This is a genomic window from Streptomyces sp. NBC_01477 (assembly GCF_036227245.1).
In the GTDB taxonomy this organism is placed as follows: Bacteria; Actinomycetota; Actinomycetes; order Streptomycetales; family Streptomycetaceae; genus Actinacidiphila.
In genome coordinates this window covers 7,214,790-7,239,895 of sequence record NZ_CP109445.1, presented here as the reverse complement: position 1 = coordinate 7,239,895, position 25,106 = coordinate 7,214,790, and the positions used below count along the sequence as shown (strand labels likewise).

The 25,106-nt window shown below is 70.8% G+C and carries 24 protein-coding genes; 4 read left to right on the top strand and 20 right to left on the bottom strand.

Annotated elements, in window-relative coordinates; genetic code table 11:
* The 7 genes from OHA86_RS30825 to OHA86_RS30795 form a co-directional block, all read right to left on the bottom strand.
* Window positions 1-267: a hypothetical protein gene (locus OHA86_RS30825; RefSeq protein ID WP_443054099.1), complete on the bottom strand. Its 267-nt coding sequence runs from the start codon at window positions 265-267 to the stop codon at window positions 1-3.
* Window positions 257-1,213, bottom strand: coding sequence for a helix-turn-helix transcriptional regulator (locus OHA86_RS30820; RefSeq protein WP_329180533.1), 957 nt, complete (start codon window positions 1,211-1,213; stop codon window positions 257-259). The genes OHA86_RS30825 and OHA86_RS30820 overlap by 11 nt, the downstream gene beginning before the upstream one ends.
* A 66-nt stretch (window positions 1,214-1,279) precedes the next feature.
* Window positions 1,280-2,218 carry a helix-turn-helix transcriptional regulator gene (locus OHA86_RS30815; RefSeq protein WP_329180531.1) on the bottom strand — a complete coding sequence of 313 codons (939 nt, stop codon included), beginning with the start codon at window positions 2,216-2,218 and terminating at the stop codon, window positions 1,280-1,282.
* Between the two features lie 167 nt (window positions 2,219-2,385).
* The gene (locus OHA86_RS30810) at window positions 2,386-2,757 is read right to left on the bottom strand and encodes an FKBP-type peptidyl-prolyl cis-trans isomerase (RefSeq protein WP_329180529.1); all 372 of its coding nucleotides are present in this window, start codon (window positions 2,755-2,757) and stop codon (window positions 2,386-2,388) included.
* Between the two features lie 40 nt (window positions 2,758-2,797).
* The gene (locus OHA86_RS30805) at window positions 2,798-3,814 is read right to left on the bottom strand and encodes an FKBP-type peptidyl-prolyl cis-trans isomerase (protein WP_329180527.1); all 1,017 of its coding nucleotides are present in this window, start codon (window positions 3,812-3,814) and stop codon (window positions 2,798-2,800) included.
* 125 nt (window positions 3,815-3,939) lie between these two features.
* The gene (gene pafA / locus OHA86_RS30800; RefSeq protein ID WP_033178209.1) at window positions 3,940-5,301 is read right to left on the bottom strand and encodes a Pup--protein ligase; all 1,362 of its coding nucleotides are present in this window, start codon (window positions 5,299-5,301) and stop codon (window positions 3,940-3,942) included.
* A 9-nt stretch (window positions 5,302-5,310) separates the two neighbouring features.
* Complete coding sequence (locus OHA86_RS30795) at window positions 5,311-6,558, bottom strand: MFS transporter (RefSeq protein WP_329180525.1); 1,248 nt, start codon at window positions 6,556-6,558, stop codon at window positions 5,311-5,313.
* Between the two features lie 115 nt (window positions 6,559-6,673).
* On the opposite strand from OHA86_RS30795, the gene OHA86_RS30790 reads away from it, so the two are divergent.
* A complete protein-coding gene (locus tag OHA86_RS30790; RefSeq protein ID WP_329180524.1) occupies window positions 6,674-7,720 on the top strand; it encodes a LacI family DNA-binding transcriptional regulator in 1,047 nt (348 codons plus the stop codon).
* Window positions 7,721-8,034: 314 nt separating this feature from the next.
* On the opposite strand, the gene prcA is transcribed toward OHA86_RS30790, so the two are convergent.
* The 5 genes from prcA to arc form a co-directional block, all read right to left on the bottom strand.
* Window positions 8,035-8,781 carry a proteasome subunit alpha gene (prcA, locus tag OHA86_RS30785; protein WP_329180523.1) on the bottom strand — a complete coding sequence of 249 codons (747 nt, stop codon included), beginning with the start codon at window positions 8,779-8,781 and terminating at the stop codon, window positions 8,035-8,037.
* 65 nt (window positions 8,782-8,846) lie between these two features.
* Complete coding sequence (gene prcB, locus OHA86_RS30780) at window positions 8,847-9,692, bottom strand: proteasome subunit beta (protein WP_329180521.1); 846 nt, start codon at window positions 9,690-9,692, stop codon at window positions 8,847-8,849.
* Between the two features lie 107 nt (window positions 9,693-9,799).
* Window positions 9,800-10,018, bottom strand: coding sequence for a ubiquitin-like protein Pup (locus OHA86_RS30775; protein WP_329180520.1), 219 nt, complete (start codon window positions 10,016-10,018; stop codon window positions 9,800-9,802).
* A 122-nt stretch (window positions 10,019-10,140) separates the two neighbouring features.
* Entirely contained in the window at window positions 10,141-11,652 is a 1,512-nt protein-coding gene (gene dop / locus OHA86_RS30770) for a depupylase/deamidase Dop (RefSeq protein WP_329180518.1), read from the bottom strand.
* A gap of 93 nt (window positions 11,653-11,745) precedes the next feature.
* Entirely contained in the window at window positions 11,746-13,512 is a 1,767-nt protein-coding gene (arc, locus tag OHA86_RS30765) for a proteasome ATPase (RefSeq protein WP_329180516.1), read from the bottom strand.
* Window positions 13,513-13,753: 241 nt separating this feature from the next.
* Here arc and OHA86_RS30760 point away from each other — a divergent pair, with 241 nt between their 5' ends.
* Window positions 13,754-14,044, top strand: coding sequence for a ferredoxin (locus OHA86_RS30760; protein WP_329180514.1), 291 nt, complete (start codon window positions 13,754-13,756; stop codon window positions 14,042-14,044).
* Window positions 14,045-14,078: 34 nt separating this feature from the next.
* On the opposite strand, the gene OHA86_RS30755 is transcribed toward OHA86_RS30760, so the two are convergent.
* The 3 genes from OHA86_RS30755 to OHA86_RS30745 form a co-directional block, all read right to left on the bottom strand.
* Complete coding sequence (locus OHA86_RS30755) at window positions 14,079-14,660, bottom strand: hypothetical protein (RefSeq protein ID WP_329180512.1); 582 nt, start codon at window positions 14,658-14,660, stop codon at window positions 14,079-14,081.
* Window positions 14,661-14,901: 241 nt separating this feature from the next.
* Window positions 14,902-15,810 (bottom strand): tRNA (adenine-N1)-methyltransferase, encoded by a 909-nt coding sequence (locus OHA86_RS30750; RefSeq protein WP_329180510.1) that lies wholly within the window; start codon window positions 15,808-15,810, stop codon window positions 14,902-14,904.
* A 177-nt stretch (window positions 15,811-15,987) separates the two neighbouring features.
* Window positions 15,988-17,244: a site-2 protease family protein gene (locus OHA86_RS30745; protein ID WP_329182619.1), complete on the bottom strand. Its 1,257-nt coding sequence runs from the start codon at window positions 17,242-17,244 to the stop codon at window positions 15,988-15,990.
* A gap of 88 nt (window positions 17,245-17,332) precedes the next feature.
* On the opposite strand from OHA86_RS30745, the gene OHA86_RS30740 reads away from it, so the two are divergent.
* Window positions 17,333-18,205, top strand: coding sequence for a RecB family exonuclease (locus tag OHA86_RS30740; RefSeq protein WP_329180508.1), 873 nt, complete (start codon window positions 17,333-17,335; stop codon window positions 18,203-18,205).
* A gap of 19 nt (window positions 18,206-18,224) precedes the next feature.
* On the top strand, window positions 18,225-18,896 hold the full coding sequence (locus tag OHA86_RS30735; RefSeq protein ID WP_329180506.1) for a response regulator transcription factor: 672 nt from the start codon (window positions 18,225-18,227) through the stop codon (window positions 18,894-18,896).
* Window positions 18,897-19,004: 108 nt separating this feature from the next.
* Here the strand turns inward: OHA86_RS30735 and OHA86_RS30730 are convergent, their stop codons facing one another.
* From OHA86_RS30730 to OHA86_RS30710, 5 genes are read right to left on the bottom strand one after another with little or no spacing between them, the layout of a single operon-like run.
* A complete protein-coding gene (locus tag OHA86_RS30730) occupies window positions 19,005-20,600 on the bottom strand; it encodes an ABC transporter substrate-binding protein (RefSeq protein ID WP_329180504.1) in 1,596 nt (531 codons plus the stop codon).
* 25 nt (window positions 20,601-20,625) lie between these two features.
* Window positions 20,626-21,981: an ABC transporter ATP-binding protein gene (locus OHA86_RS30725; RefSeq protein WP_329180502.1), complete on the bottom strand. Its 1,356-nt coding sequence runs from the start codon at window positions 21,979-21,981 to the stop codon at window positions 20,626-20,628.
* Window positions 21,965-23,026, bottom strand: a complete 1,062-nt coding sequence (locus tag OHA86_RS30720) for an ABC transporter ATP-binding protein (protein WP_329180500.1) — start codon at window positions 23,024-23,026, stop codon at window positions 21,965-21,967. Before OHA86_RS30720 ends, OHA86_RS30725 begins: the two co-directional genes overlap by 17 nt.
* Complete coding sequence (locus OHA86_RS30715) at window positions 23,023-24,048, bottom strand: ABC transporter permease (protein ID WP_329180498.1); 1,026 nt, start codon at window positions 24,046-24,048, stop codon at window positions 23,023-23,025. Before OHA86_RS30715 ends, OHA86_RS30720 begins: the two co-directional genes overlap by 4 nt.
* The gene (locus OHA86_RS30710) at window positions 24,048-25,067 is read right to left on the bottom strand and encodes an ABC transporter permease (RefSeq protein ID WP_329180497.1); all 1,020 of its coding nucleotides are present in this window, start codon (window positions 25,065-25,067) and stop codon (window positions 24,048-24,050) included. The genes OHA86_RS30715 and OHA86_RS30710 overlap by 1 nt, the downstream gene beginning before the upstream one ends.
* Window positions 25,068-25,106 lie beyond the last annotated feature (39 nt).

Here is a 25,106-nt window from a genome sequence, read left to right as displayed (position 1 = left end):
CTACCGCTGCAGCCGCATCGTACGGACACCGCCGACGGTGAGCAGTTCCACTATCCGCTCACCGGCCGGTTTGCGGACCGCCGTGCCGCACTCGGGGCAGGTGAAGGAGTAGAAGGTGGTCTTCGCGCTGCCGCCGATGGCCAGCAGCAGATGGTCCGCGCCCAGCTCGAAGCTGGTCCTGCAGTGCGGGCAGCCGGCCCGGAAGACGGCCGGGCCCGCGGCGGGCGGTGGACAGGTCGCCGTCATCGTCGGTCCTTCACTCCCCATAGCCGGCCAGCGCGAGTACGGCCGCGTCGCGCGCGTCGCCGGCCAGCGCGGCCGGCGACACGATCCGGCCGTCCCGGCCCAGCCGCAGCGCCAGCCGGCGCAGCGAGCCGGGGTCCGGGGTGCGCAGGGTGATCCGCAGACCGCCGTCCGGCAGCTCCTCCGCACTGTCGTGCGGATAGTACTCGGCGACCCAGCGCCCGCCGGGACCCACCTCGATGACCACCTCGGGGTCGTCGCCCGCGGGCTGCACCAGCCCCTGCGACAGGTCGCGCGGCTCGATGCGCGGCGGGTCGGACGGCTCGTCGAGCAGCCGGATCTCGGCGACCCGGTCCAGCCGGAAGGTCCGCCGGTCCTCCGAGAGCCGGCACCAGCCCTCGACGTAGGTGTGGCCGACCGCGAACAGCCGGATCGGGTCCACCTCGCGCTCGGTCAGCGCGTCGCGGGCCGGCGAGTAGTAGCGCATCCACAGCCGCCGCCGCTCGGTCAGCGCCCGGTCCACGGTCGCGAAGACACTGCCCTCGGACTCGAAGGTCACCGACAGCTGCGCGCTGCCGCCGGCCGCCTCGCCCGCCGCGGCCTCCAGCTTGGCGCCGGCCCGCAGCAGCGCCTGCCGGTCGCTGTCCCGCAGCCCCGGCAGATTCGCCACCGCGCGGGCGGCGACCAGCAGCGCGGTGGCCTCGTCGGCGGCCAGCCGCAGCGGCTGGGCCACGTCGTCGGCCGTGCCCGGGTTGTGCCACCAGATGCGCTCGCCGTCGGTGTCGATGTCCAGCAGGTCGCCGCCGCGGAAGCTGGTGCCGCACAACGGCAGCACATTGAGATCGCCGATCAGCTCGGCCTCGGTGACCCCGAAGGCCCGCGCGACCTCGCTGACCCGGGCGCCGGGCCGCTCGCGCAGATAGGTGACCAGCGACAGCATCCTGCGGGTCTGGTCGATCGCGTTGCTCATCCGGTGTCCCGCCTGCCGTCCTGCCCGCCCATACGGTCCGCTCCCCCGCTCATCGCCGCCACCCGCTCAGCCCTTGGCCACCGCGCGCAGCCGCTCCAGCACCTCGGTACGCAGCTCGTCGGGTGCCAGCACGACGACGTCGGGGCCGAATTCGGCGAGCCAGGCGTCGAGCCCGTGCCCGTAGGGCACCTCCAGCTCGTCCCAGTCGGCGTCGACCGGGGTGGTGTCCACCGCCCTGGCCCGCAGCGGGTAGCCGCTGTCGCGGCGCAGCCGGATCGTGGCGGTGGTGGTGGCGCCCTCGCCGGCCCAGCGCGCTACGGTCTCCCGTACGTCCACATGCGCCGGCACCTCGACGGTGAAGGCGCCGCGTGCCTTGACCTTCCCGCTGATCCGGGACAGCCGGAAGACCCGGACGGCGCCGCGGTCCCGGTCGTGGCCGGCCAGATACCAGTGGCCGCGCCAGCACTCCAGCGCCCACGGCTCGACCTGCCGCGGCTCGGGGCGCACCGCGTTGGCCTTGCGGTAGTCGAAGGTCACGGTCCGCCGCTCGCGGGTGGCGAGCATCAGCGCCTCGAAGGCCGGCTCGGGGGTGGGGATCCGCGGCTCCAGCGCGCTGTGGGTGTCCTCGTACGGCACCCCGGCCGCCCGCAGCTTCTGCAGCGCGCCGCTGGCCGCCTCGGCGAGCCTGGCCTGCTGCCAGACCTTCGCGGCCAGCGCGAGGGCGGCGGCCTCCTCGGGGTCCAGCGCGATGTCGGGCAGCCGGTTGCGGTCGCGGCGGGCGAGATAGCCGAACTCGCCGTCCAGATTCTCCACGGTGTCGATGACCAGGCCCAGCTCGCGCAGGTCGTCCTTGTCCCGCTCGAACATCCGGTTGAAGGAGTCGTCCGAGGTGACCTCGTGGTAGGCCTCGATGGACGCGCGCAGCTCGCGCTTGCTCACCGGACGCCGGGTGTTCATCAGGCACAGCGCCAAGTTCATCAGCCGCTCAGCCTTGGCAATCGCCATCCCGCACCCTTCGTTTCGGCCCTGATCGCTGACCGTACCGCTCCCGGCTGCCAGCACAAAAGCCGAGGAGCCCCGGCCTCGCGGCCGGGGCTCCCCTGCGGCTCACCGGGTGAGCGGGCCGACGGGCGCGCCGCCGGGGCCGGACGCCCGGCGGCGGCCGGGAACGGTCAGACGGCGACCAGGTCGCAGACGAAGATCAGCGTCTCGCCCGGCTTGATGGAGGCGCCGGCGCCGCGGTCGCCGTAGGCGAGGCGGGCCGGGATGGTCAGCTGGCGGCGCCCGCCGACCTTCATGCCCTGCACACCCTGGTCCCAGCCGGCGATGACCTGGCCGATGCCCAGCTGGAACTGCAGCGGTGCGCCGCGGTTCCAGCTCGCGTCGAACTCCTCGCCTGAGGAGAAGGCCACGCCGACGTAGTGGACGGAGACGGTGTCCCCGGCCTTGGCGACCGGCCCGTCGCCCTCCCAGATGTCCTTGATCTCCAGGTCGGCCGGCGGCTCGCCGCCCGGGAAGTCGATCTCGGGCTTCTCGATGCTCACTTCGATGCTCCTTGTGCGGTTGCGTGCAACCGGGACAGTCTTACAGAGTCGCGATGATGTCCACCGAGAAGACCAGCGTGGCGTTGGCCGGGACGGGTCCGTTGGCCTGGTCCTTGTAGGCCAGGGCGGGCGGGGTCACCAGCATCACGCGGCTGCCGACCTTCTTGCCGGTCAGGCCCTGCGTCCAGCCGGGGATGACGCTGGACAGCGGGAAGTCGGTGAGCTGGTTGCGCGAGTAGCTGGAGTCGAACTCCTTGCCGCCGTCCCACAGCACGCCCTTGTACTGCACCAGCAGGGTGTCGGTGGCCTTGACGACGGCGCCGTCGCCCTCCAGGACGTAGTTGGACACCAGCTTGGTGGGCGCCTTGCTCTTGGGCAGGGTGATGGACGGGGCCTTGCCGTCGGTGTTGGTGCCGACCTTCGGCAGGCTCGCGTCGGTCTGCGGCACGACCGTGCCCTTGGCGGACTCCTTGCCGGTGTAGACCTTGAGCACGTCGACCACGAAGACCAGTGTGTCGGTGCCCTTGATGCCGGCGTCCGGGTTGCCCGAGGTGCCGTAGCCGAGGGCCGGCGGGACGGCCAGTTCGATCCGGCTGTCGGCCTTGGCGCCGATCAGTCCCCGGTCCCAGCCGGGGATGACCTTCTGCACACCGATCTGGGTGGTGTAGGGGTGCTTGCCGAAGGAGGTGTCGAACTGCTTGGCGGTGTCCCACACCTGGCCGAGGTAATTCACCTGAACGTAGTCACCCGAGGCGACCGCTGTGCCCTTGCCGGGGATCACGGTCTTGACCGCGAGGTCGGCGGACGGCTTGCCGGTGCCCTTGGCCACGGTCGGCTTGGTGTTGAAGGCGGTGCCCTTGGTGATCGCGGGGACCGGGCCGTCCACGATCTTGGGGGTGGGCGTGGCGCTCGGGGACGCGCTCGGGGACGCGCTCGGCGAGTCCGAGGCCGTGGGCGATTTGGAGGCCGCTGAATCGCTCTTCTTGGTGTCCTTGCCGCATCCGGCGGCGGTGAGCATGAGCGCGGGCACGGCGAGCAATGCGGAGCGTCGGCGCACGGATTCCCTCGGTTCGGGTCGGAGGTGGGGGGCGGAGTGTCTTGATACCGCCCCACACCCTACGGCGTGCCGCAGGCCCCGTACGAGTTCCGTACGGGGCCTGTGGGTGCGCTGTGACGCCCGGGCTACATCCCGGCGATCAGCTTTTCCACCCGGTCGTCGACCGACCGGAAGGGGTCCTTGCACAGCACGGTGCGCTGCGCCTGGTCATTGAGCTTGAGATGCACCCAGTCGACGGTGAAGTCCCGGCGCTGCTCCTGGGCACGGCGGATGAAGTCGCCGCGCAGCCGGGCCCTGGTGGTCTGCGGGGGCACGGACTTGGCCTCGAAGATCTTGAGGTCGTTGCAGATCCTGGCCGCCTGGCCCTTGCGTTCCAGCAGGTAGTACAGGCCGCGGCGGCGGTGGATGTCGTGGTAGGCGAGGTCTATCTGGGCGACCCGGGGGTGCGACATGGTGATGTTGTCGCGGTTCCGGTAGCGCTCGATGAGCTGGTACTTCATCACCCAGTCGATCTCGGTGCCGATCCTGGACAGGTCGCCGCTGCCGATCGACTCCAGGGTGCGGCCCCACAGTTCGAGCACCTGCTCGATGACGCCGCTGCGGATGCCGCGGCGCTCGCAGAATTCGACGGCCTTGGAGTAGTACTCCTGCTGGATGTCCAGCGCGGACGCCTCCCGGCCCGAGGCGAGCCGGACCTTGCGGCGGCCCGTGATGTCGTGGCTGACCTCGCGGATCGCCCTGATCGGGTTCTCCAGGGTCAGGTCGCGCATCACGGTGCCGGCCTCGATCATCCGCAGCACCAGGTCGGTGGCGCCGACCTTGAGCAGCATCGTGGTCTCGGACATGTTGGAGTCGCCGACGATGACGTGCAGCCTGCGGTAGCGCTCGGCGTCGGCGTGCGGCTCGTCCCTGGTGTTGATGATCGGCCGGGAGCGGGTGGTGGCCGAGCTGACGCCCTCCCAGATGTGCTCGGCGCGCTGGCTCACGCAGAAGACGGCTCCGCGCGGGGTCTGCAGCACCTTGCCCGCGCCGCACAGCAGCTGCCGGGTGACGAGGAAGGGAATCAGGATGTCGGCGAGCCGGGAGAATTCCCCGTGCCTGGCGACCAGGTAATTCTCGTGGCATCCGTAGGAGTTGCCGGCCGAGTCGGTGTTGTTCTTGAACAGGTACACATCCCCGGCGATGCCCTCTTCGTGCAGCCGGCGTTCCGCGTCGACCAGAAGGCCTTCGAGGATGCGTTCACCGGCCTTGTCGTGCGTGACCAGTTCGGTGACGTTGTCGCACTCCGGAGTGGCGTACTCCGGGTGCGAGCCGACGTCGAGATAGAGACGGGCGCCATTGCGGAGGAAAACATTGCTGCTCCGACCCCATGACACGACACGGCGGAAGAGGTACCGCGCCACCTCGTCAGGGGACAGACGCCGCTGTCCCCTGAACGTGCATGTGACGCCGTACTCGTTCTCCAGCCCGAAAATGCGGCGGTCCATGTCTGAACATTACGCCTGATGCGTGGAGCTGAAACGGGGTTCGACGGCACGGTTTGGATCTTTTTCCTGCCGGGTTTCGAGGTTTGACGGCGTCAGGAATCGGCCGGTCGCGAGCAGTACGGCCGTGGCGACGACCGCGCCGCCGCCCGCCACGCCGAATCCGGCGGCAGCTCCGCCGTGCTGCGCGGCCACTCCCGCGGCCGCGGTGCCCAGGGCCGCGCCGACGCCGACGGAGGTCACCACCCAGGAGAAGGCCTCGGTCACCGTGCCGGCCGGGGCGTGCCGGTCGACCACCAGGAAGCCGCAGGCCAGGGCCGGCGCCAGGAAGAGCCCCGACAGGGCGGCGAGCGGCAGCATCCAGGGCACGCCGGGGACCAGCATCAGCGGCGGATAGCAGACCGCGAGCGCCACGCTCAGCGCCCGCAGCCGCCGCTCCGGCGCGCCCGGCCAGGACCTGGCGCCGTAGGCCAGGCCGCCGGCCAGCGCGCCCACCCCGTTGGCGGCCAGGACGTACGCGGCCACCGGTCCGCCGCCGTGCGCGTCGCCGTACGCCACGGCGGCCAGCGAGATCGCGCCCAGGGCGATGCCGAGGAAGAAGAACGCGCCGAGCAGCACGGCCAGGCCCACCGAGCGCAGCGCGCCGAGCCAGTGCGCCGCGCGCTCCTCGGCCCGCCAGCGGCGGGAGGGCGCCGCGGTGACCACCACGAGGGTGCCGGCCACCCCGAGCAGCCCGGTGACCACCACGGCCGCCGCCTGGGAGGCGGTCGCGACGATCAGCGTCACCAGCAGCGGGCCGAGCGTGAACAGCACCTCCTGGGCAGCGGCGTCCAGCGCGTACGCCCGCTGCACCCGGTCCTCGGCGCCCAGCACGTCGGGCCACAGCGCCCGCAGCCCGCCCTCCAGGGGCGGAGTGGCCATCCCGGCCAGGACGACCGCCGCGGTCGCCAGCGGCAGCGGCCCGGGGCCCGTGGCGGCGAGCAGCGCGAAGCCGGCCGCGGACAGCAGGGCGGCGCCCGCCATCACCCGCGGCTGGCCGCGCCGGTCCACCGCCCGGCCGAGCAGCGGCTGCCCGACGGCGACGGAGCAGCCGTAGACCGCGGACAGCGCGCCGGCCAGCCCGTAGCCCGCGCCCTGCGAGCGCAGGAAGAGCACGATGGCGAGCGCGGCCATGGCGTTGGGCAGCCGCCCCAGCAGGGTGCCGCCCAGCAGCCGGGCGGCGTGGGGCGTTCGCAGCAGGTCCGCATAACCGGTGGCCATGCCGCCCCTTCCCTCGGTTCGTGTTACGTATAACGTCTGGTCGAATACGTACCATGGCGGTGCCTGCGGGGTCCACCCGCGGGCACGGGAAAACGGCGCTGGAAGGCGGCACAGGGTGCACGACGCCGACACGGGCCCGCCGTCCGTACGCCGGGGGGCGCCCGGCGTGCGGCCCACCTCGCGGGACGTCGCGCGCGCCGCCGGGGTGTCGCAGGCGACGGTGTCGCTGGTGCTCGGCGGGAAGTGGCACGGGCGGGTCTCCGAGCGGACCGCGCAGACGGTGCGCGCGGCGGCCGGCGACCTCGGCTACCGGCCGAACCTGGCCGCGCGCAGCCTGCGGCTCGGCGCGACCAGGACGGCGCTGCTCGTCGTCCCCGCGCTCACCCACGAATACTTCGCCCGGGTCTACACCGGCGCCGCCCGGGTCGCCGACGAGCACGGCTTCGGGGTCGTGCTCTACCCCTCGCCGGCCGGCGTCGGACCGGCCCGCGACCCCTTCGGCTCGGCGCGGGCCGCGATCGACGGCGTCATCGCCTCGTCCATGGCGGCCGACGCGCTCTCCGGCATCGGCGACGGCGGGCTGCCGCTGGTGATGCTCGACAGCGACCCCGACGTGCCCGGCGGGCCGCCCACGGTCAACCTCGCCGTCGCGGACGGCATGCGCCAGATCGCCCGGCACCTGCTGGGCCTCGGGCACCGGCACATCGCGCACATCGCGGCGGATGTGGACACGTGGACCTTCCGGGTCCGCACCGAGGTGGTCGACACCGAGCTGGCCGCGGCCGGGCTGCCGCCCGCGGCGCGGCAGAGGTCCGGGCTCGACGTGGCCACGGCCAGGGACGCGGCGGTGCGCGCCCTGAGCGCGCCCGGGCCGCGGCCGACCGCGCTGCTGTGCGACGGCGACATCATCGCCGCGGGGGCGTGCAAGGGCGCTCGGGCGCTGGGCCTGCGGGTGCCGGATGACGTGTCCGTGTCCGGGTTCGACGATCTGTCGCTGGCGTCGGCGCTCGATCCTGAGCTGACGACGGTTCGGCTGCCCGCCGAAGCCATCGGGGAGCGGGGGATGGGGGCGCTGCTCGCCCTTCTTGCGGGGCGGCCCGCGCCGGCGGTCGAGCTGCCGCTCACGCTTCTGGCCCGTGCGTCCACGGCTCCGCCGCCGTGAGCTGTCCGTGGCCTTGCTCGTGCGGTACGTACGTGTCCGCCGCGCCGTCGTGGCCGGGCACGCGGTTCCCCGCGCCTCTCAGAGGGTGCCACTTGCGGTGGCGTTCACAGTGCCGCTGCACTGCGGCCGGGCGCGCAGTTCCCCGCGCCCCTGGGGGCTTGCCCTCTGTGGTGGAGGGTGGGCCCATAGGGGTGGGGGGAACCGCGCGCGCAACCAGAATGGCGGGAAGGAAGCGACGCCACCGGACGTGGCAATCGCTCAGGGGTGCCGGGACAGGGCGCGGGCCGCAGGGGGCGGGGGCACCCGGGGGGAAGTCACTCCTCCTCGTCCGAGGGCTCGTCGGTCTTGGTCGTCGCCGCGCTCTCCGCGTCGAGCAGCCGCGCGAGCTGCCGGCCCAGGATCCGCTTGAACTTCCGCTGCTGCGGCCTCGTGCGGTCCAGGACCGCGACCTCCAACTGCTCGGCCGTCAGCTGACGGTCACTGCCGTTGTTGTCCCGGCCGAGCGACTCCACCGCCAGTGCCAGCGCCTCCGCCAGCGTCATGCCGTCCCGGTGCCGCTGGTCGAGGTAGCTGCCGATCTGGTCGGAATTGCCGCCGACGGCGACCGCTCCGTGCTCGTCCACGATGGAGCCGTCGTGCGGCAGCCGGTAGATCTGGTCGTCCTCGGGGGCCGAGCCCACCTCGGCGACGATCAGCTCCACCTCGTACGGCTTCTCGCCGACGCTGGAGAAGATCGTGCCCAGCGTCTGCGCGTAGACGTTGGCGAGCCCGCGGGCCGTCACATCGTCGCGGTCGTAGGTGTATCCGCGCAGGTCGGCGTAGCGCACCCCGCCGATCCGCAGGTTCTCGAACTCGTTGTACTTGCCGACCGCCGCGAAGGCGATCCGGTCGTAGATCTCGCTGACCTTGTGCAGCGCGCGGGACGGGTTCTCGGCGACGAAGACGATGCCGTCGGTGTACTGGAGCACGACGACGCTGCGGCCACGCGCGATGCCCTTGCGGGCGTATTCGGCGCGGTCCGCCATGGCCTGCTGGGGTGAGACATAAAAGGGCGTGGACACCGGCTAACCGTGCCTTTCTGCAGTCGGCGCTGGGACAGTGCGGAGGTGGGTCGGCTGACCGTCGGTCACAGCACCTGGGCCTGCGGCCCGTCGGGACGCTCGAGACGGGCGTCGATCACCTCGCGGGCGATCTCGGAGACCTCGGCGTCCGGCAGCCGGCGGAAGCCGTCCTCCGTCATCACGGTGATGAGCGGGAAGACCCGCCGGGCCAGGTCAGGGCCGCCGGTGGCCGAGTCCTCGTCCGCCGCGTCGTAGAGGGCCTGGATGACGGCGGTGGCCAGCTGCCTTTCCGTCAGGTCCTTGCGGTAGAGCTTCTTCAGGGCGCTGCGGGCGTAGACGGAGCCGGAGCCGGTGGCGGCGAAGCCGGTTTCCTCGCTGCGACCGCCGGTCACGTCGTAGGAGAAGATCCGGCCCTTCTCGCGGTCGGTGTCGTAGCCGGCGAAGATCGGGACGACGGCGAGGCCCTGCAGGGCCATGCCCAGGTTGCCCCGGATCATCGTGGACAGCCGGTTCGCCTTGCCCTCCAGGGACAGGGTGGCGCCCTCGATCTTCTCGTAGTGCTCCAGCTCCAGCTGGAACAGCTTGACCATCTCGACGGCCAGGCCCGCGGTGCCGGCGATGCCGACCGCGGAGTATTCGTCGGCGGGGAAGACCTTCTCCATGTCGCGCTGTGCGATGACGTTGCCCATCGTGGCGCGCCGGTCGCCGGCCAGGATGACGCCGCCGTCGAAGGTCGCGGACACGATCGTGGTCCCGTGCGGCAGTTCGACGGCGCCCTTGAGCGGCGGCAGCGTCCGGTTGCCCGGCAGCAGGCCTGGCGAGTGCTCGCCGAGGAAGTCGAGGAACGACGACGAGCCGGGCGTCAGGAAGGCGGCCGGCAGACGCCCGGTGCTGCGAGAGTTGGCTTCCACGCGATTCCTTCCACACGATCTTGAGGTCGTAACGGACCCTACCCGCCGGTCCGGAAATCCATCCGCCCCGCGGACCGGAGAACGGCCGCGGGGCGGGGTGAGAGCGGCTACTGCCCGCCCTTTTGGACGAAGGACCTGACGAAGTCCTCGGCATTCTCTTCCAGGACGTCGTCGATCTCGTCGAGGACGGAGTCCACGTCGTCCGAGAGCTTCTCGTGGCGTTCCTTGAGGTCGTCTGAGGTCTGGGCGTCCTGCTGGACCTCCTCGGCCTCGTCCGTGGAACGCGTCGCCTTCTGCTGTCCGCCGTCGGTGTCCTTGGTTGCCATGTCCCTCACCCCGCTCGGTTGCGTGTCCTACAAGATCAGACCCTACAAGCAGGGCCCGTCCCCGGCTCTCGAATACGTGAACGTCCGAGTGCTACCCCGTTGATTCCCGGTTCTGACCCGTTTCAGCCGCCGGACAGGATGCGAACCAGGTCCTCGGCCGTACGGCAGCGGTCCAGCAGCTCCTTGACGTGGTTGCGGGTGCCGCGCAGCGGTTCGAGGGTGGGCACCCGTTGCAGTGAGTCGCGGCCCGGCAGGTCGAAGATCACCGAGTCCCAGGAGGCGGCGGCGACGTCGTCCGCGTACTGCTCCAGACAGCGACCGCGGAAGTACGCCCTGGTGTCCTCAGGGGGCTTGGTGGCGGCCCTGACGGTCTCCGGCTCGTCCAGCAGCCGCTGGATGCGGCCCCGGGCCACCAGGCGGTTGTAGAGCCCCTTGTCGGGCCGCACATCGGCGTACTGCAGGTCGACCAGCTGGAGCCTGGCCGCGTCCCAGCCCAGATTGTCGCGGCGCCGGTAGCCCTCCAGGACCTCCAGCTTGGCGACCCAGTCCAATTCGCCCGACAGGCTCATCGGGTCGCTCTCCAGCCGGTTGAGGACGTCCTCCCAGCGGGCCAGCACGTCCTTGGTCTGCGGGTCCGCGTCGGAGCCGTAGCGCTCCTCGGTGTATTTGCGGGCCAGCTCGAAATACTCCATCTGGAGCTGTACCGCCGTCAGAGTGCGTCCGTTACGCAGGGTGACCAGCCGTCGCAGGCCGGGGTCGTGCGAGACGTCGTGCAGGGTGCGGACCGGCTGGTCCACGGCCAGGTCCACCTTGATGAAGCCGTCCTCGATCATCGACAGCACCAGGGCGGTGGTGCCGAGCTTGAGGTAGGTGGAGATCTCCGAGAGGTTGGCGTCGCCGATGATCACGTGCAGCCGGCGGTACTTCTCGGCGTCGGAGTGCGGCTCGTCGCGGGTGTTGATGATGGGGCGCTTGAGGGTGGTCTCCAGGCCGACCTCGACCTCGAAGTAGTCCGCGCGCTGGCTGAGCTGGAAGCCGTGCTCGCGGCCGTCCTGGCCGATGCCGACCCGTCCGGCGCCGGTGACCACCTGCCGGGAGACGAAGAACGGCGTGAGGTGCCTGACGATGTCGGAGAACGGCGTCTCGCGCTTCATCAGGTAGTTCTCGTGGGTGCCGTAGGAGGCGCCCTTGTTGTCGGTGTTGTTCTTGTACAGGTGGATCGGCTGGGCGCCGGGCAGCTGTGCGGCGCGCAGCGCCGCTTCGGCCATGATCCGCTCGCCGGCCTTGTCCCACAGCACCGCGTCCCGCGGATTGGTGATCTCCGGCGAGGAGTATTCGGGGTGGGCGTGGTCCACGTAGAGCCGGGCGCCGTTGGTGAGGATCACATTGGCCAGGCCGATGTCCTCGTCGGTGAGCTGGGTGGAGTCCGCCGTGTCCCGTGCGAGATCGAAGCCGCGGGCGTCCCGCAGCGGGTTCTCCTCCTCGAAGTCCCAGCGGGCTCGGCGCGCCCGGTGCATCGCCGCCGCGTAGGCGTTGACGATCTGGGACGAGGTGAGCATGGCATTGGCGTTCGGGTGGCCGGGGACGGAGATCCCGTACTCCGTCTCGATGCCCATTACTCGCCGTACGGTCATGCGGCCCTCCTTGCCCGGCTCCGGCCCGTGCGGGCCGGAAAACACACCGGCTGCGGGTACCCGCTGTCGGGACCCGCAGCCGGAGGGTAGTGCTTACAGATACTGTCCGGTGTTTGCCACCGTGTCGATGGAGCGTCCCGTGTCGGCACCCTGCTTTCCGGTCACCAGGGTGCGGATGAAGACGATCCGCTCGCCCTTCTTTCCGGAGATACGGGCCCAGTCGTCGGGGTTGGTGGTGTTGGGCAGGTCCTCGTTCTCCTTGAACTCGTCGACACATGCCGCGAGCAGGTGGGAGACGCGCATGCCGCGCTGGTCGTGGTCCAGGAAGGCCTTGATCGCCATCTTCTTGGCCCGGTCCACGATGTTCTGGATCATCGCTCCTGAGTTGAAGTCCTTGAAGTACAGGACCTCCTTGTCACCATTGGCGTAGGTGACCTCGAGGAAGCGGTTCTCCTCGGTCTCGGAGTACATCCGCTCGACCACGGACTGGATCATGGCGTCCACGGTGGCCGCCTTCGACCCGCCGTGCTCGGCGAGGTCCTCGCCGTGCAGCGGGAGAGTGGCGACCAGGTACTTCGAGAAGATGTCCTTGGCCGCCTCGGCGTCGGGACGCTCGATCTTGATCTTGACGTCCAGCCGGCCGGGCCGCAGGATCGCCGGGTCGATCATGTCCTCGCGGTTGGAGGCGCCGATCACGATGACGTTCTCCAGGCCTTCCACACCGTCGATCTCGGCGAGCAGCTGCGGGACGATGGTGTTCTCCACGTCCGAGCTGACGCCGCTGCCGCGGGTGCGGAAGAGCGATTCCATCTCGTCGAAGAAGACGATGACGGGGGTGCCCTCGCTCGCCTTCTCCCGGGCACGCTGGAAGACCAGGCGGATCTGCCGCTCGGTCTCGCCGACGTACTTGTTCAGCAGCTCGGGGCCCTTGATGTTCAGGAAGTAGCTCTTGCCCTGCGGCTGCCCGGTGACCTCGGCGACCTTCTTGGCCAGCGAGTTGGCGACCGCCTTGGCGATGAGCGTCTTGCCGCATCCGGGCGGGCCGTAGAGCAGCACACCCTTCGGCGGACGCAGTTCGTACTCCTTGAACAGGTCGGCGTGCAGATAGGGCAGCTCCACGGCGTCGCGGATCTGCTCGATCTGATTGCCCAGGCCGCCGATCTGGCGGTAGTCGATGTCGGGGACCTCCTCGAGGACCAGCTCCTCGACCTCGCTCTTCGGCACCCGTTCGTAGACGTAGCCGGAGCGGGGTTCGAGCAGCAGGGCGTCGCCGGTGCGCAGGCTGCCGTCGAGCAGCGGTTCCGCCAGGCGTACCACCCGCTCCTCGTCGGTGTGCCCGATCACCAGGGCGCGCTCGCCGTCCTCCAGGATCTCCTTGAGGGTGACGATGTCGCCGACCCTCTCGAAGGCCATCGCCTCGACCACATTGAGCGCTTCGTTGAGCATCAGCTCCTGTCCGCGCCTGAGCTCGCCGAGGTCGACCGAAGGGCTGACGTTCACCCTGAGCTTGCGCCCGCCGGTGAAGATGTCGGCCGTGCCGTCCTCGTTGGCCTGCAGGAAGACGCCGAAGCCCGCCGGTGGCTGCGCGAGCCGGTCGACCTCCTCCTTGAGGGCCACTATCTGGTCGCGGGCCTCGCGGAGTGTGCTGGCCAGCCGTTCGTTCTGCGCGGACACGCCGGACAGATTGGTCTGCAGTTCGACGATCCGCTCTTCGAGAATCCTCGTGTGACGCGGAGAGTCGGCGAGCTTGCGTCGCAGGACGGCGATCTCCTGCTCAAGAAAGGCGACCTGGCTCATGGGGTCTTCCGAACCACGAGCGGGTCGGCCGCCACGGTTGATGTCGTCGTCGTGGGCCGCCACGGTCCTCACCTCCTCCAAGGGGAGCTGGACGTTTCCAGACCCTACCTGGGCCGGTGGGGGTTGAAACCCCTAGATCACAAAGACGATCGCGGTGTGTCCGATCTTCACCCTTGCGTACGTCCCTCCGCCACTGGGATACCCACCGAGCGCGCCCGGAAAGCCGCCGGTTGTATCGTCGATTCGGTCAACAGCCGGACAGGGCGGTTGCTTCCCGAACGACCAACGGCAGGGATGAGTTTCCGTGAGCAACGAGACGGCCGAAGGACTTGAGGTCTGGATCGATCAGGACCTGTGCACGGGCGACGGTATCTGCGTGCAGTACGCGCCGGAGGTGTTCGAGCTGGACATCGACGGTCTCGCCTATGTGAAGGGCGAGGGCGACGAGCTGCTGCAGGCCCCCGGCGCGACCGTACCGGTACCGGTGGCTCTGCTGCGGGATGTGGTGGACTCGGCCAAGGAGTGCCCGGGCGACTGCATCCATGTGCGCCGGAGCGCGGACCGCGTCGAGGTCTACGGCCCCGACGCGGAGTGAGCCGGGCGCGGCGGAGCGGCGCCCGCCCGGCCGGTCAGACGGTGTTGGCGGCGGGGCCCGGCAGGGCCACGTAGCGGCCGTCGCGCCATTCCCAGGAGTAGCCGCGGCTCATGTCGGGGCAGCACTGCGGGACGCTGTCCGAGGAGAAGCCCAGCACAGTGGCCCTGACCGTGCGGCCCTCCAGCCGGAAGTCGCTGATCTGCCGGTTGTCCCGGGGATTGACCAGCGTCACGGCGATCCGCGGGGCGCCGCCCGCGGCCTCGGGCGCGGACAGGACGTAGACGCCGCTGGGCGGGGTGCCGGTCTCGGAGTGGCAGCGCACCACCACGGCGGTCTCGGGGCGGCCGTCGCCGTCGAGGTCGCCCGAGACCTTGCTGATCACATCGGTCTTCGCCCCGTTCGCACAGGTCAGCGGGTAGCCGGCGGCGGCAGGGTCGGGGGCGGCGACCGGCGTGGCGGGCGGTCTGCGGTCGGCGGCGGACTTGCCGGGCGAGGCGTCGGCGGGCTGGACCAGGGCTATCGCGGCCACTACGGCGCCGAGAGCGGCGGCCGTACTGATCCAGTGGACGCCGCGGCTGCGGGTGTGCGGAAGGTCCTGGCCTGCGGACGGCTGCACTCGCCTGTCTCCTGGGGTCGTTCGGCGGGGGTGGCCAGCATGGTGCCATACGTCACACCGGAGCGGAACGCCGGGGGCCGCGGTGACGCGGGTGATCCTCTGCGGAGCGCTTTCCGCGCCACCCTTGCGGCATATGTGCCGCTTTCACAGGGCGCGAAAAGCCGTCGCGGGTTTGTCCTGAACGGACAAACCCGCGACGGCGCGGCGAAGTTGGCCGAAACTGCCTACTGCGGAAGCGGGCTCAGCGGTCGGCGGCGGAGCCGCTCGCGCTGCCGGGCCCGGTGTAGTCCTCGCCGTAGGCGCCCTTCGCGGGCCGGCGGCGGCGCAGCGGCGGTTCGACGCCGTCGGCGAGCCGGCGGGCGGTCAGCAGGAAGCCGGTGTGGCCGATCATCCGGTGATCGGGCCGGACCGCCAGGCCCTCGACGTGCCAGGTGCGGACCATGGTCTCCCAGGCGGCCGGCTCGTTGAAGCTGCCGTGCTCCCTGATCGCCTCGACGGTACGCGCCAGCTGCGTCGTGGTGGCCACGTAGGCGCACAGGATGCCGCCGGGCACCAATGCCTTGGAGACCGGCTCCAGGCACTCCCAGGGGGCCAGCATGTCGAGGATGACGCGGTCCACGTCGGTGTCCGACAGGTGGTCCTGGAGGTCACCGACGGTGAGCTGCCAGGCCGGGTGCGGGCCGCCGAAGTAGCGCTCCACGTTCTGGGTGGCGATCTCGGCGAAGTCCGCGCGGCGCTCGTAGCTGTGCAGCATCCCGTGGTCGCCGATCGCCCGCAGCAGGAAGCTGCTCAGCGACCCCGACCCCACGCCGGCCTCGACCACGCGGGCGCCGGCGAAGATGTCGGCCATCGCCAGGATCTGCCCCGCGTCCTTGGGGTAGACCACGGCGGCCCCGCGGGGCATGGACAGGACGTAGTCGGGGAGCAGCGGGCGCAGCGCGAGATAGGCGACGTTTCCCGTGGTTCGGACCACGCTGCCCTCGGGAGCACCGATCAGCTCGTCGTGCGGGAAGGCACCCTTGTGGGTGTGGAACTGCTTCCCGGCTTCGAGCGTGAAGGTGTAGTGGCGTCCCTTGGGGTCGGTGAGCTGGACCTGGTCCCCGACTCTGAAGGGCCCGCGTCGGCGGGCGGCACCGGTCGGTTCGGACATGGGGATCACCTTATCGGGCTTTTCCGCCGCCCCTGACCGGCGCGTCCCCCCGTGCGGGGCGCGCCCGGCGGCCGGACGGCGGCCCGCCGGCGACCGGGTGGGACCTCGGCAGGCGGCCGGACGGCGGCGCTCAGGCGGCCGGACACCGGCCCCAGCAGGCGGCCGGACCGCCGCCGCTCAGGACGGGCGCGACATCGCCGCGATGAAGGCCTTCTCCACGTCGGAGGTGGCCAGCACGCCGAAGATCTCGCCGCCGGGCTCGACCACCAGGTATTCGGTGGACGGTGTCGCCCGCAGGACGTCGAGCAGGGCTTCGCCCGCCAGTTCCGCGGAGACCCGCATGCCGGGGGTGAGGTCCTGGGCGAGGCCGCTGACCGCGACCCAGGGGCGGCGGTGCTCGGGGATGGTGACGATCGAGGACTCGCGCACCAGCGCCGTGGGGTCGCCGCGGCCGTCGACCACGACCAGCGCCCTGGCGCCGGACTCGTGGGCCCGGCGCAGCGCCTCGGACAGGGGGGTGTCGGAGGCGACCGGGACCGCCCTGCGGGTCAGGGTGCGGGCCTTCAGCTCCGGCAGCCGCTCGCGCAGCCGGGCCATCCGCAGGCTGTTGCCCGCGCCGGTCCAGATGATGGCCGCCAGGATGGCGGCGAGCAGCGCGTCGGTGAGCGAGTCGAAGCCGCTGCCGCCGTCGCCGCCGCGGGCGTAGGAGAGCATCGGCAGCCCGATGAGCACCGCGAGGGCGAGTCCGCGGCCGACCCAGGCGGCGGCCACCGTGCCGGTCATCGCCTTGCCGCTGATCTTCCAGACCACCGCCCGCAGCATCCGGCCGCCGTCCAGCGGCAGACCGGGCAGGAAGTTGAAGATCGCAACGATCAGATTGCTGATCATCAGACCGGCGAGCAGCACCCCCGGCACCGTCCCGGACTCGACCAGCTGCATCCCGCCGAAGAAGACCCCGGCGAGCACCAGCGACAGCAGCGGTCCGACGAAGGCCAGGATGAATTCCCTGCCCGGGGTGTCGGAGTCCTTCTCGATCTCCGAGACGCCGCCGAAGAACTGCAGCTGGATCCGCCGCACCGGCAGCTTGAACCGCAGCGCCGCCACCGTGTGCGCCAGCTCGTGGACCAGCACCGAGCCGTAGAAGGCCACCGCGAAGAACAGCGAGACCAGGTAGCGGATCCCGCCGAGGTCGGGCAGCACGGTGTCCAGCTGGTCGCCGAAGACCCAGGTGATCAGGGCCGCCACCAGGAACCAGCTGGGCGCCACGTAGATGGGCACGCCGAAGAAGCGGCCCATGAGGATTCCGCCGCCGGGGCCTCGCGGAGACTTGCCGGGGTCGCCGTTCTGGCCAGGGGCGTCGCTCTTCCGGGACGGCGGCCGACCGCTCTCGCTCACTGCTTCCCCTCGTTCGGATCCGGGCCTGGCACCGGTCATGCGCGCCGAGGCCTCTGCTGCCATGCTATTGCGCCGTTACGCCCGGCGGGCACCGGCGTGTCAGTGGCAGGCCGTAGGGTCGTCCCCCATGGGGACCAGCACCGAGAGCATTCCGCCGCGACCGCCGACATCGCTGTCGCCGTCGCGCGCGGCCGACTTCATGCGCTGCCCGCTGCTGTACCGGCTGCGGGTGATCGACCGGCTGCCCGAGAAGCCGACGCAGGCCGCCACCCGCGGCACCGTGGTGCACGCCGTTCTCGAACGGCTCTTCGACGCCCCGGCGGCCGACCGCACCGCCGAGCGGGCCAGGGATCTGGTGCCCGGCGAGTGGGAGCGGCTGCTGGCCGCGCGGCCCGAGCTGTCGGTGCTGTTCGACGCGGCGGACCCGGCCGCGCTCGCCGCGTGGCTGGACAGCGCCCGCGCCCTGGTGGACCGCTGGTTCACCCTGGAGGACCCGACCCGGCTGGAGCCCGCCGAGCGCGAGCTGTACGTCGAGACGGTGCTGGAGTCCGGGCTGACGCTGCGCGGCTACGTCGACCGGCTGGACGTCGCGCCGGCCACCGGCGACCTGCGGGTGGTGGACTACAAGACCGGCAAGGCCCCGCGCCCGCAGTATGCCGACGAGCCGATGTTCCAGATGTCCTTCTACGCCCTGGTGCTGTGGCGGCTGCGCGGGGTGGTGCCGCGCCGGCTGCAACTGGTGTATCTGGGCAGCGGGGACGTGCTGACGTACGACCCCTCGCAGGCCGATCTGCTGCGCACCGAGCGCAAGCTGCTGGCCCTGTGGGAGGCGATCAGGGCGGCCACCGACAGCGGGGACTGGCGGCCGCGCCGCACCCCGCTGTGCGGCTGGTGCGACCACCAGGCGGTCTGTCCCGAGTTCGGCGGCACTCCCCCGCCCTACCCGCTGGCGGCGATGGCCGGCGCCCCGCCCCTCGTGGGCGAGAATGATCCGGTCTAGCGAGGACGGAGGAGTATTCGTGGCGATCCGCGTGCTGCTGGTGGACGATCAGCCCCTGCTGCGTACCGGTTTCCGGATGATCCTGGAGGCCGAGCCCGACCTGGCGGTGGTCGGTGAGGCCGGGGACGGCCAGCAGGCGCTGGACCAGGTGCGGGCGCTGCAGCCCGATGTGGTGCTGATGGACATCCGGATGCCCCGGATGGACGGGGTGGAGGCCACCCGGCAGATCACCGGGCCGGACCGCGCGGGACCCGCGAAGGTCCTGGTGCTGACCACCTTCGACCTCGACGAGTACGTGATCGAGGCGCTGCGGGCCGGGGCCAGCGGATTCCTGCTCAAGGACGCGCCGGCCGCCGAACTGGTGCAGGCGATCCGGGTGGTGGCCGCGGGCGAGGCGATGCTCGCGCCGAGCATCACCCGGCGGCTGCTGGACAAGTACGCGGGCCGGCTGCCCTCGGGCGACGAGTCGGTGCCGCAGCCGCTGCACGCGCTGACCGAGCGCGAGGTCGAAGTGCTCAAGCTGGTGGCCCGCGGGCTGTCCAACGCGGAGATCGCCGCCGAGCTGTTCGTCTCGGAGACCACCGTCAAGACCCATGTCGGGCACGTCCTGACCAAGCTGGGGCTGCGCGACCGGGTGCAGGCGGCGGTCTACGCGTACGAGAGCGGCCTGGTACGCCCCGGCGCCGGCTGACCGGCCTGCGGGCCGCCCTGCGCCCCGCAGGCCCGTGGTGCGGGCGTCCGGCGCCCCGCCGCCGCTGCCGGAGGCGCCTCCGGCAGCGGCGGCGGGAAAGTGCGGCGGTCAGCCGCTCTGGCCCCGGCCCAGCTCCCAGAACTGCGTGGTGGTGGAGGAGTTCAGCGCCCACTCGACGCCGGTGATGTTGCTGCGGGCGGCGATGTACTGCTTGCCCTGCCACAGCGGCAGCATCGGCACATCGGTGGCGATCAGGTTCTGCGCCTTGGTGAAGTCCGTCGTGGTGGCACCGCGCTCGGCCTGCTTGCGGGTGGCCGGCAGCAACTGGTCCTGGATCGTCTTGTTGTTGTAGGCCAGGTTGAGGAAGTTGTCCTTGTCGAAGAACGGCGCGATGTAGTTGTCCGGGTCCGGGAAGTCGGGCAGCCAGCTCAGCGCGAAGATCTCGTAGTCCCGGTCGGACGCCTTCTTGAGGAAGGTGTTCCACTGCTCGCTCTTGGCCGTGACGTCGAACAGCCCGCTCGCGTTGAGCTGCCGGGCGATCTCCTGGGCCTCGGCCTGGTTCATCGTGCCGCCGTTGTCACGGCGGAAGTTGATGGTCACCGAGACCTTGTCGGTGATGCCGGCGCTGCGCAGCTCGGCCTTGGCCGTCGGGACCGAGGGGTCCTTGTAGATGTTGTAGAACGAGTTGGTGTGCGTGGTGATGCCCTGCGGGATCACCGAGTACAGCGGGTCCGCGGTGCGCTTGTAGACGTCGCGGGTGATCGCCTGCCGGTCGATGACCTGGGCGATGGCCCTGCGCACGACCACGTCCTTGAGGGCCGGCGAGTCGGTGTTGAGGAACAGGAACCGCGCCTCGCCGCCGGGCGACTCGGTGAGCTTGACGTTCGGGTCGGTGCTGCCGAGCAGGGTGCCGATCTGGTCCGGGCTCAGGGTGCGCGCCATCACGTCGATGGTGCCGGCCCGCAGCGCGGCCTCCATCTTGTGCGAGTCGGCGAACAGCTTCAGCTCGATCGCGCTGTTGTTGACCTTGAGGGTGCCGCCGTAGTGCGAGTTCTTCGAGAACTCGCCCTGCTTGGCCTGCACGAAGGAGTCCATCGTGTACGGCCCCGAGCCGACCAGGCGGAAGCCGGTGTACGGCTTGTCGGGGGCGTAGACCTTGCTGTCGACGATCGCGGCGGCCGGGGTGGCGAGCTTGGCGGGGAAGGTCGCGTCCGGCGCCTTGAGGTGGAAGACCACCGTCTTGTCGTCCGGGGCGTCCACCGACTTGACGCCCGATATCAGCGAGGCGGGACCGGCCGCCCAGTTGATCTTCTGCATCCGGTCGATCGAGAACTTCACGTCCTGCGCGGTCAGCGCGTCACCGTTGGAGAACTTCTGGTCCTCCCGCATCGTGCACTGGTACGTGAGCACGCTGACGTCGGTGTAGTGGCAGTCCTTGGCCGCGTCGGGGCTCGGCGTGGTGCTGCCGCGCTGGTAGGTCAGCAGCATCTGGAACGTGTTGTAGAAGACGTTCCAGGTCGCGCTGTCGTACGAGGTGGCGGGGTCGAGCGGCGCCGGGCTGTCCTTGGTCAGCTCGATGCTGTCGGTGGTGCCGACGACGATGGCCTTGCCGCCACCGCTCCCTCCGCCGGAACCGCCGCACCCGGTGAGCAGGGGTGTCATCACGCCCAGCAGGGCGGGCAGCACCAGAAGCTTGCGGTTCATCGTCGTCGTTCTCCTCTTGTTCTGCTCATGTACCGGTGGTGCCCGCGACAGGCTCACGCAGATGGCATGCCACCTGGATGCCGGTGGCCGGAATCAGGCTGAGGCGCGGATCCCGCGGCGGCGAGAACTCCACCACGGCCCGGCCGTTCTCGGCATGCATCGTGACCACACCGCGCCAGAACGGTTCACGCGGTTCGGCTTCCGATGCTTCCTCACGCAGACGCCGGAGGTATTCCAACACATCTTCGGGAGCGTGGCCTCGGCCGGGTGCGATAGCGACGGTGGTCAGTCCCGGTTCACCGAGCGACTCCATGTCCGCGAAGAGCGATTTCTCCTGCGCCGAGACCTCGGGGGCCAGTTCGAGCCAGCGGTTCTCCAGCAGGGTCCGCAGGTCGCGGGCCTCCCAGCCGCAGTCGCTGACGGCGACCGGGCAGCGCGGGTGGAAGGCGCAGCCCATCGGCGGGCTGGCCGCGTCGGGGATCTCGCCGCGCGGCAGTTCGCGCGGCACCGCGCGCTCCGGGTCGGGCTCGGGGATCGCGGCGAGCAGCGCCTCGGTGTACGGGTGCTGCGGGTCGGCGAAGACCTGCGCGGTCGGGCCGTACTCCACGATCCGGCCCAGGTACATGATCGCGATGGTGTCGCAGAAGAACTTCGCGCTGGCCAGGTCGTGGGTGACGTAGACGTAGGTCAGGTCGAGATCGCGCTTGAGGTCCAGCATCAGCTGGAGGATCTTGGCCCGGACGCTCATGTCCAGCATGGAGATCGGCTCGTCGGCGACCAGCAGTTCGGGCTCCGCGATGATCGCCCGGGCCAGCACGGCACGCTGCTTCTGGCCGCCGGACAGGTCGCCGGGGAATTTGCCCAGGTAGCGCTCGGGCGGGGTCAGGCCGACCCGCTCCAGCGCGTCGACGACCCTGGCCTCGTACTCCTGGTCGTTGGCGACGAGGTTGTGGATGCGCAGCGGGTGGCCGACCGCGGTGCGGATGTCCATCGCCGGGTTGAGCGAGGCGTGCGGGTCCTGGAAGACCATCTGCAACTGCCGGCGCAGCGGGCGCAGCCGGCGCTCACCGAGTTCGGTGATGTCCTGGCCGCGGTAGCGGATGCTGCCCGCGGTGGCCTTGGTCAGGCCGATCAGGGTGCGGCCGAGCGTGGTCTTGCCCGAGCCGGACTCGCCGACCAGGCCGAGGACCTCGCCCTTGCGCAGGGTGAGGTCGATGCCGTCGACGGCGCGGACCGCGCCGGCGGCCCGGCCGGAGAAGCGGCCGAGCAGCCCGCCGCGCAGGCCGAAGTGCACTTCGAGGCCGGTGGCCTCGACCAGCGCCTCTCCCACCGGGGCGGCGGCCTCCTCGCCGGACGGGTCGATGTCAGGCTTCGTCAGCAACGCTGATCTCCTTCACAGCGGCGAGCGGTTCACGCCCGTCGGGTCCCAGCTCGTCCACCAGTGCGGGCTGCGCCTCGATCGCCTGGTGCCAGCAGGCGCTGACCACACCGGTCGGCAGGAGCACCTCGGGCGGCTCCACCGTGGCGCAGCCGCGCATCGCGACCGGGCAGCGCGGGTGGAAGCGGCAGCCCTGCGGCGGTTCCACCAGGTCGGGCGGGCTGCCGGGGATGAAGTGCAGTCCCGTGGTGGCCAGCGAGATGGTGGAGCGGAGCAGTTCCTTGGTGTACGGGTGCTGCGGGTGGGCGAACACCTCGCGGGCGTCGCCCTGTTCCACGATGTGACCGGCGTACATCACCGCGACCCGGTCGCACGCCTCGGCGACGATACCCAGGTTGTGGGTGATGAGCACCAGTGAGGTGTCGAAGTTCTTCCGCAGGTCGGCGAGGATCTTGATGATCTGCGCCTCGACCAGCACGTCGAGCGCGGTCGTCGGCTCGTCGGCGACGATGAACGCGGGCCGCAGCACCAGGGCGAGCGCGATCATGATGCGCTGCCGCATGCCGCCGGAGAATTCGTGCGGGTAGCTGCTGTAGCGGCTCTCGGGGATGCCCATGCCGCGCAGCGCGCTCAGCGCGCGGGCCTTGATCTCCTTCTTGGGCAGGCCCTTGTGGTGGGCGCGCAGCGCCTCCTCGAAGTGCTGCGATATCCGCATCAGCGGGTTGAGCCGGGTCATCGGCTCCTGGAAGATCAGTCCGAGTTCGGGGCCGCGCAGCCGCTGGATCTCCCGGGCGGGCAGCCCGACCAGGTTGCGTCCCGCGGCGCCGGAGCTGCGCAGGACGACCTCGCCGTCGACGGCGGCGGCGGGCGGGGTCAGGCCGAGCACCCCGCGGCCGAGGGTGGACTTGCCGCAGCCGGACTCGCCGACCAGGCCGAGGGTCTCGCCGGGCCGTACGTCGAAGGTGACGCCGTCCACGGCTCGTACCGGGCCGCGGTCGGTGCCGTACCAGACGCGCAGGTCGCGGACGGACAGGACGGGTTCGGTCACTTGACGGCCTCGCCTTCGGGAACCGCGGGAGCGGTGACGGTACGGCGCCGGGTGTGCGCGGGCAGCAGCACCTTGCGGATCGGGCGGCGCCGCATGGTCGGGTTGAGCACGTCGTTGAGTCCCTCGCCGAGCAGCGTGAAGCCGAGGATGGCGAGAACCATGGCGACGCCCGGGTAGAGGCTGGTCCACCACATGCCGGCGTTGGCGTCGTCGATGGCGCGCTCCAGGTCGTAACCCCATTCGGCGGCCTGGGTGGGCTGGATGCCCAGGCCGAGGAAGCCCAGTCCCGCCAGGGTGCCGATGCCGTCGGCGGCGTTCATGGTGGTGATCACCGGGACGGACTGGATGACGTTGCCGAAGAGGTACTTGCGGATGACCACGGACGGCTTGGCGCCCATCGCGCGGGCGGCCTCCACGAAGGTGGCCTCCCGGGCGGACAGCGCGGAGGCCCGGACGACGCGGTAGTACTGCGGGATGTAGACCACCGTGATGGACAGCGCCGCGGTGACCACACCGCCGCCGGAGATGCCGGAGAAGACGAAGCCGGCCACGATGGCGAGCAGCAGGTAGGGGAACGCGAACAGGGCGTCCATCACCAGCACCAGGATGCGGTCGAGCCAGCCGCCGAAGTAGCCGGAGACCAGGCCGAGCAGCACCCCGATGATCAGCGAGAAGATCACCGCGAGCACCATCACCTCAAGCGCCGTGCGGGCGCCGTAGATGGTGCGGGACAGCACGTCGAGGCTCTGCACGGTGGTGCCGAACCAGTGGTCGCCGTCGGGCGAGCCCTGCTTGGGGAAGGCCTTGCCGTCCGAGGTGTAGGTGTCGAAGCTGTAGGGCGCGATAAGCGGCGCGAAGAGCGCGGTGACCACGAACAGCGTGGAGAGGACGGCGCCGGTCCACAGCATGAACTTCGGTACGCCGCGGGCCTCGCGGATCGCGGAGGTGATCCGGCGCAGGCCGCCGAAGCGGCTGGACGTGGTGGGCTCGATCGGCCCGGAGGCGAGTGTCGTCGTGGCCATCAGTACCGCACCCTCGGGTCGATCAGCGCGTTGACGAAGTCGATCAGCAGGCTGATCGCGACGACGACCAGGGCGAAGACGGTGACGATGCCCTGGACGGCGACGTAGTCGCGCTGGTTGATGTAGTCGATCAACTGGCGTCCGATGCCCGGCCAGTTGAAGATCTTCTCGGTGAGCACCGCGCCGCCGAGCAGCATGGCGACCTGAAGGCCGAGCACCGTGATCACCGGCACCAGGGCGTTGCGGAAGCCGTGCCGGGCGACGACATGGCGTTCCCTGACCCCGCGGGCGCGGGCCGCCTCGATGTAGTCGCCCTGCAGCGCCTGGATGAGGTTGATCCTGATCATCCGGATGAAGACGCCGACGATCAGCAGACCGAGCGCGACGGACGGCAGCAGCAGGTGCTGGAGGATGTCGCCGACCGCGTTCCAGTCGTTGTTCAGCGCCGCGTCCACGAGCAGGATGTGCGTCTGGGTGGGCACGTTGAGCTGGATCAGCGGGGAGGCCTGTCCCGAGGTGGAGCCGAACGCGAGGATGAGCAGCGGCGCGGTGACGAAGACGGGGGCCGCGTAGGTGATGGTGCTGGCCAGCCGGCTGATCACATCGACCGGGCGGTCCCGGTAGCGGCCGGCCAGCAGGCCCACCGGGATGCCGATGACGGTGGCGAAGACCAGCGCGCCCGCGGTCAGGGTCAGGGTGGCGCCGCCGTTCTCGATGATGATGTCGCGCACGCTGCGGCGGTCGGAGAAGGTGGTGCCGAAGTTCAGGGTCACCACCGACTTCAGGTAGTCCCAGAACTGCTGGTAGAGCGGTGCGTCGAAGCCCGCCGCGTGCCGTCTCGCGGCGAGTTCCGCCGCGTTCAGCTTGCCGCCCTGCGAGGCCGAGATCGGGTCGCCGGGTGCCACCCGCATCATGACGAAGACCAGGATCAGCAGGATCAGGATCATGGGCACGGCGAGCGCGATCCGGGTGAGGATGTAGCGCCGCAGCGAGCCCGACTGCTTGCTCGTGTTGCTCATGCGGTGACTTTCCGGTGGCTGTCCGGTCTGGCCCGGACC

Excerpts from the sequence above, each read along its gene's own strand:
- OHA86_RS30745 (WP_329182619.1), bottom strand. The coding sequence starts at position 17,244 with ATGACCGGTGCCAGGCCCGGATCCGAACGAGGGGAAGCAGTGAGCGAG.
- OHA86_RS30775 (WP_329180520.1), bottom strand. The coding sequence starts at position 10,018 with ATGGCAACCAAGGACACCGACGGCGGACAGCAGAAGGCGACGCGTTCC.
- OHA86_RS30715 (WP_329180498.1), bottom strand. The coding sequence starts at position 24,048 with ATGGCCACGACGACACTCGCCTCCGGGCCGATCGAGCCCACCACGTCC.
- dop (WP_329180518.1), bottom strand. The coding sequence starts at position 11,652 with ATGACCGTACGGCGAGTAATGGGCATCGAGACGGAGTACGGGATCTCC.
- OHA86_RS30815 (WP_329180531.1), bottom strand. The coding sequence starts at position 2,218 with ATGGCGATTGCCAAGGCTGAGCGGCTGATGAACTTGGCGCTGTGCCTG.
- OHA86_RS30795 (WP_329180525.1), bottom strand. The coding sequence starts at position 6,558 with ATGGCCACCGGTTATGCGGACCTGCTGCGAACGCCCCACGCCGCCCGG.
- OHA86_RS30740 (WP_329180508.1), top strand. The coding sequence starts at position 17,333 with ATGGGGACCAGCACCGAGAGCATTCCGCCGCGACCGCCGACATCGCTG.
- OHA86_RS30750 (WP_329180510.1), bottom strand. The coding sequence starts at position 15,810 with ATGTCCGAACCGACCGGTGCCGCCCGCCGACGCGGGCCCTTCAGAGTC.
- OHA86_RS30730 (WP_329180504.1), bottom strand. The coding sequence starts at position 20,600 with ATGAACCGCAAGCTTCTGGTGCTGCCCGCCCTGCTGGGCGTGATGACA.
- OHA86_RS30710 (WP_329180497.1), bottom strand. The coding sequence starts at position 25,067 with ATGAGCAACACGAGCAAGCAGTCGGGCTCGCTGCGGCGCTACATCCTC.
- OHA86_RS30825 (WP_443054099.1), bottom strand. The coding sequence starts at position 267 with ATGGGGAGTGAAGGACCGACGATGACGGCGACCTGTCCACCGCCCGCC.
- pafA (WP_033178209.1), bottom strand. The coding sequence starts at position 5,301 with ATGGACCGCCGCATTTTCGGGCTGGAGAACGAGTACGGCGTCACATGC.
- OHA86_RS30820 (WP_329180533.1), bottom strand. The coding sequence starts at position 1,213 with ATGAGCAACGCGATCGACCAGACCCGCAGGATGCTGTCGCTGGTCACC.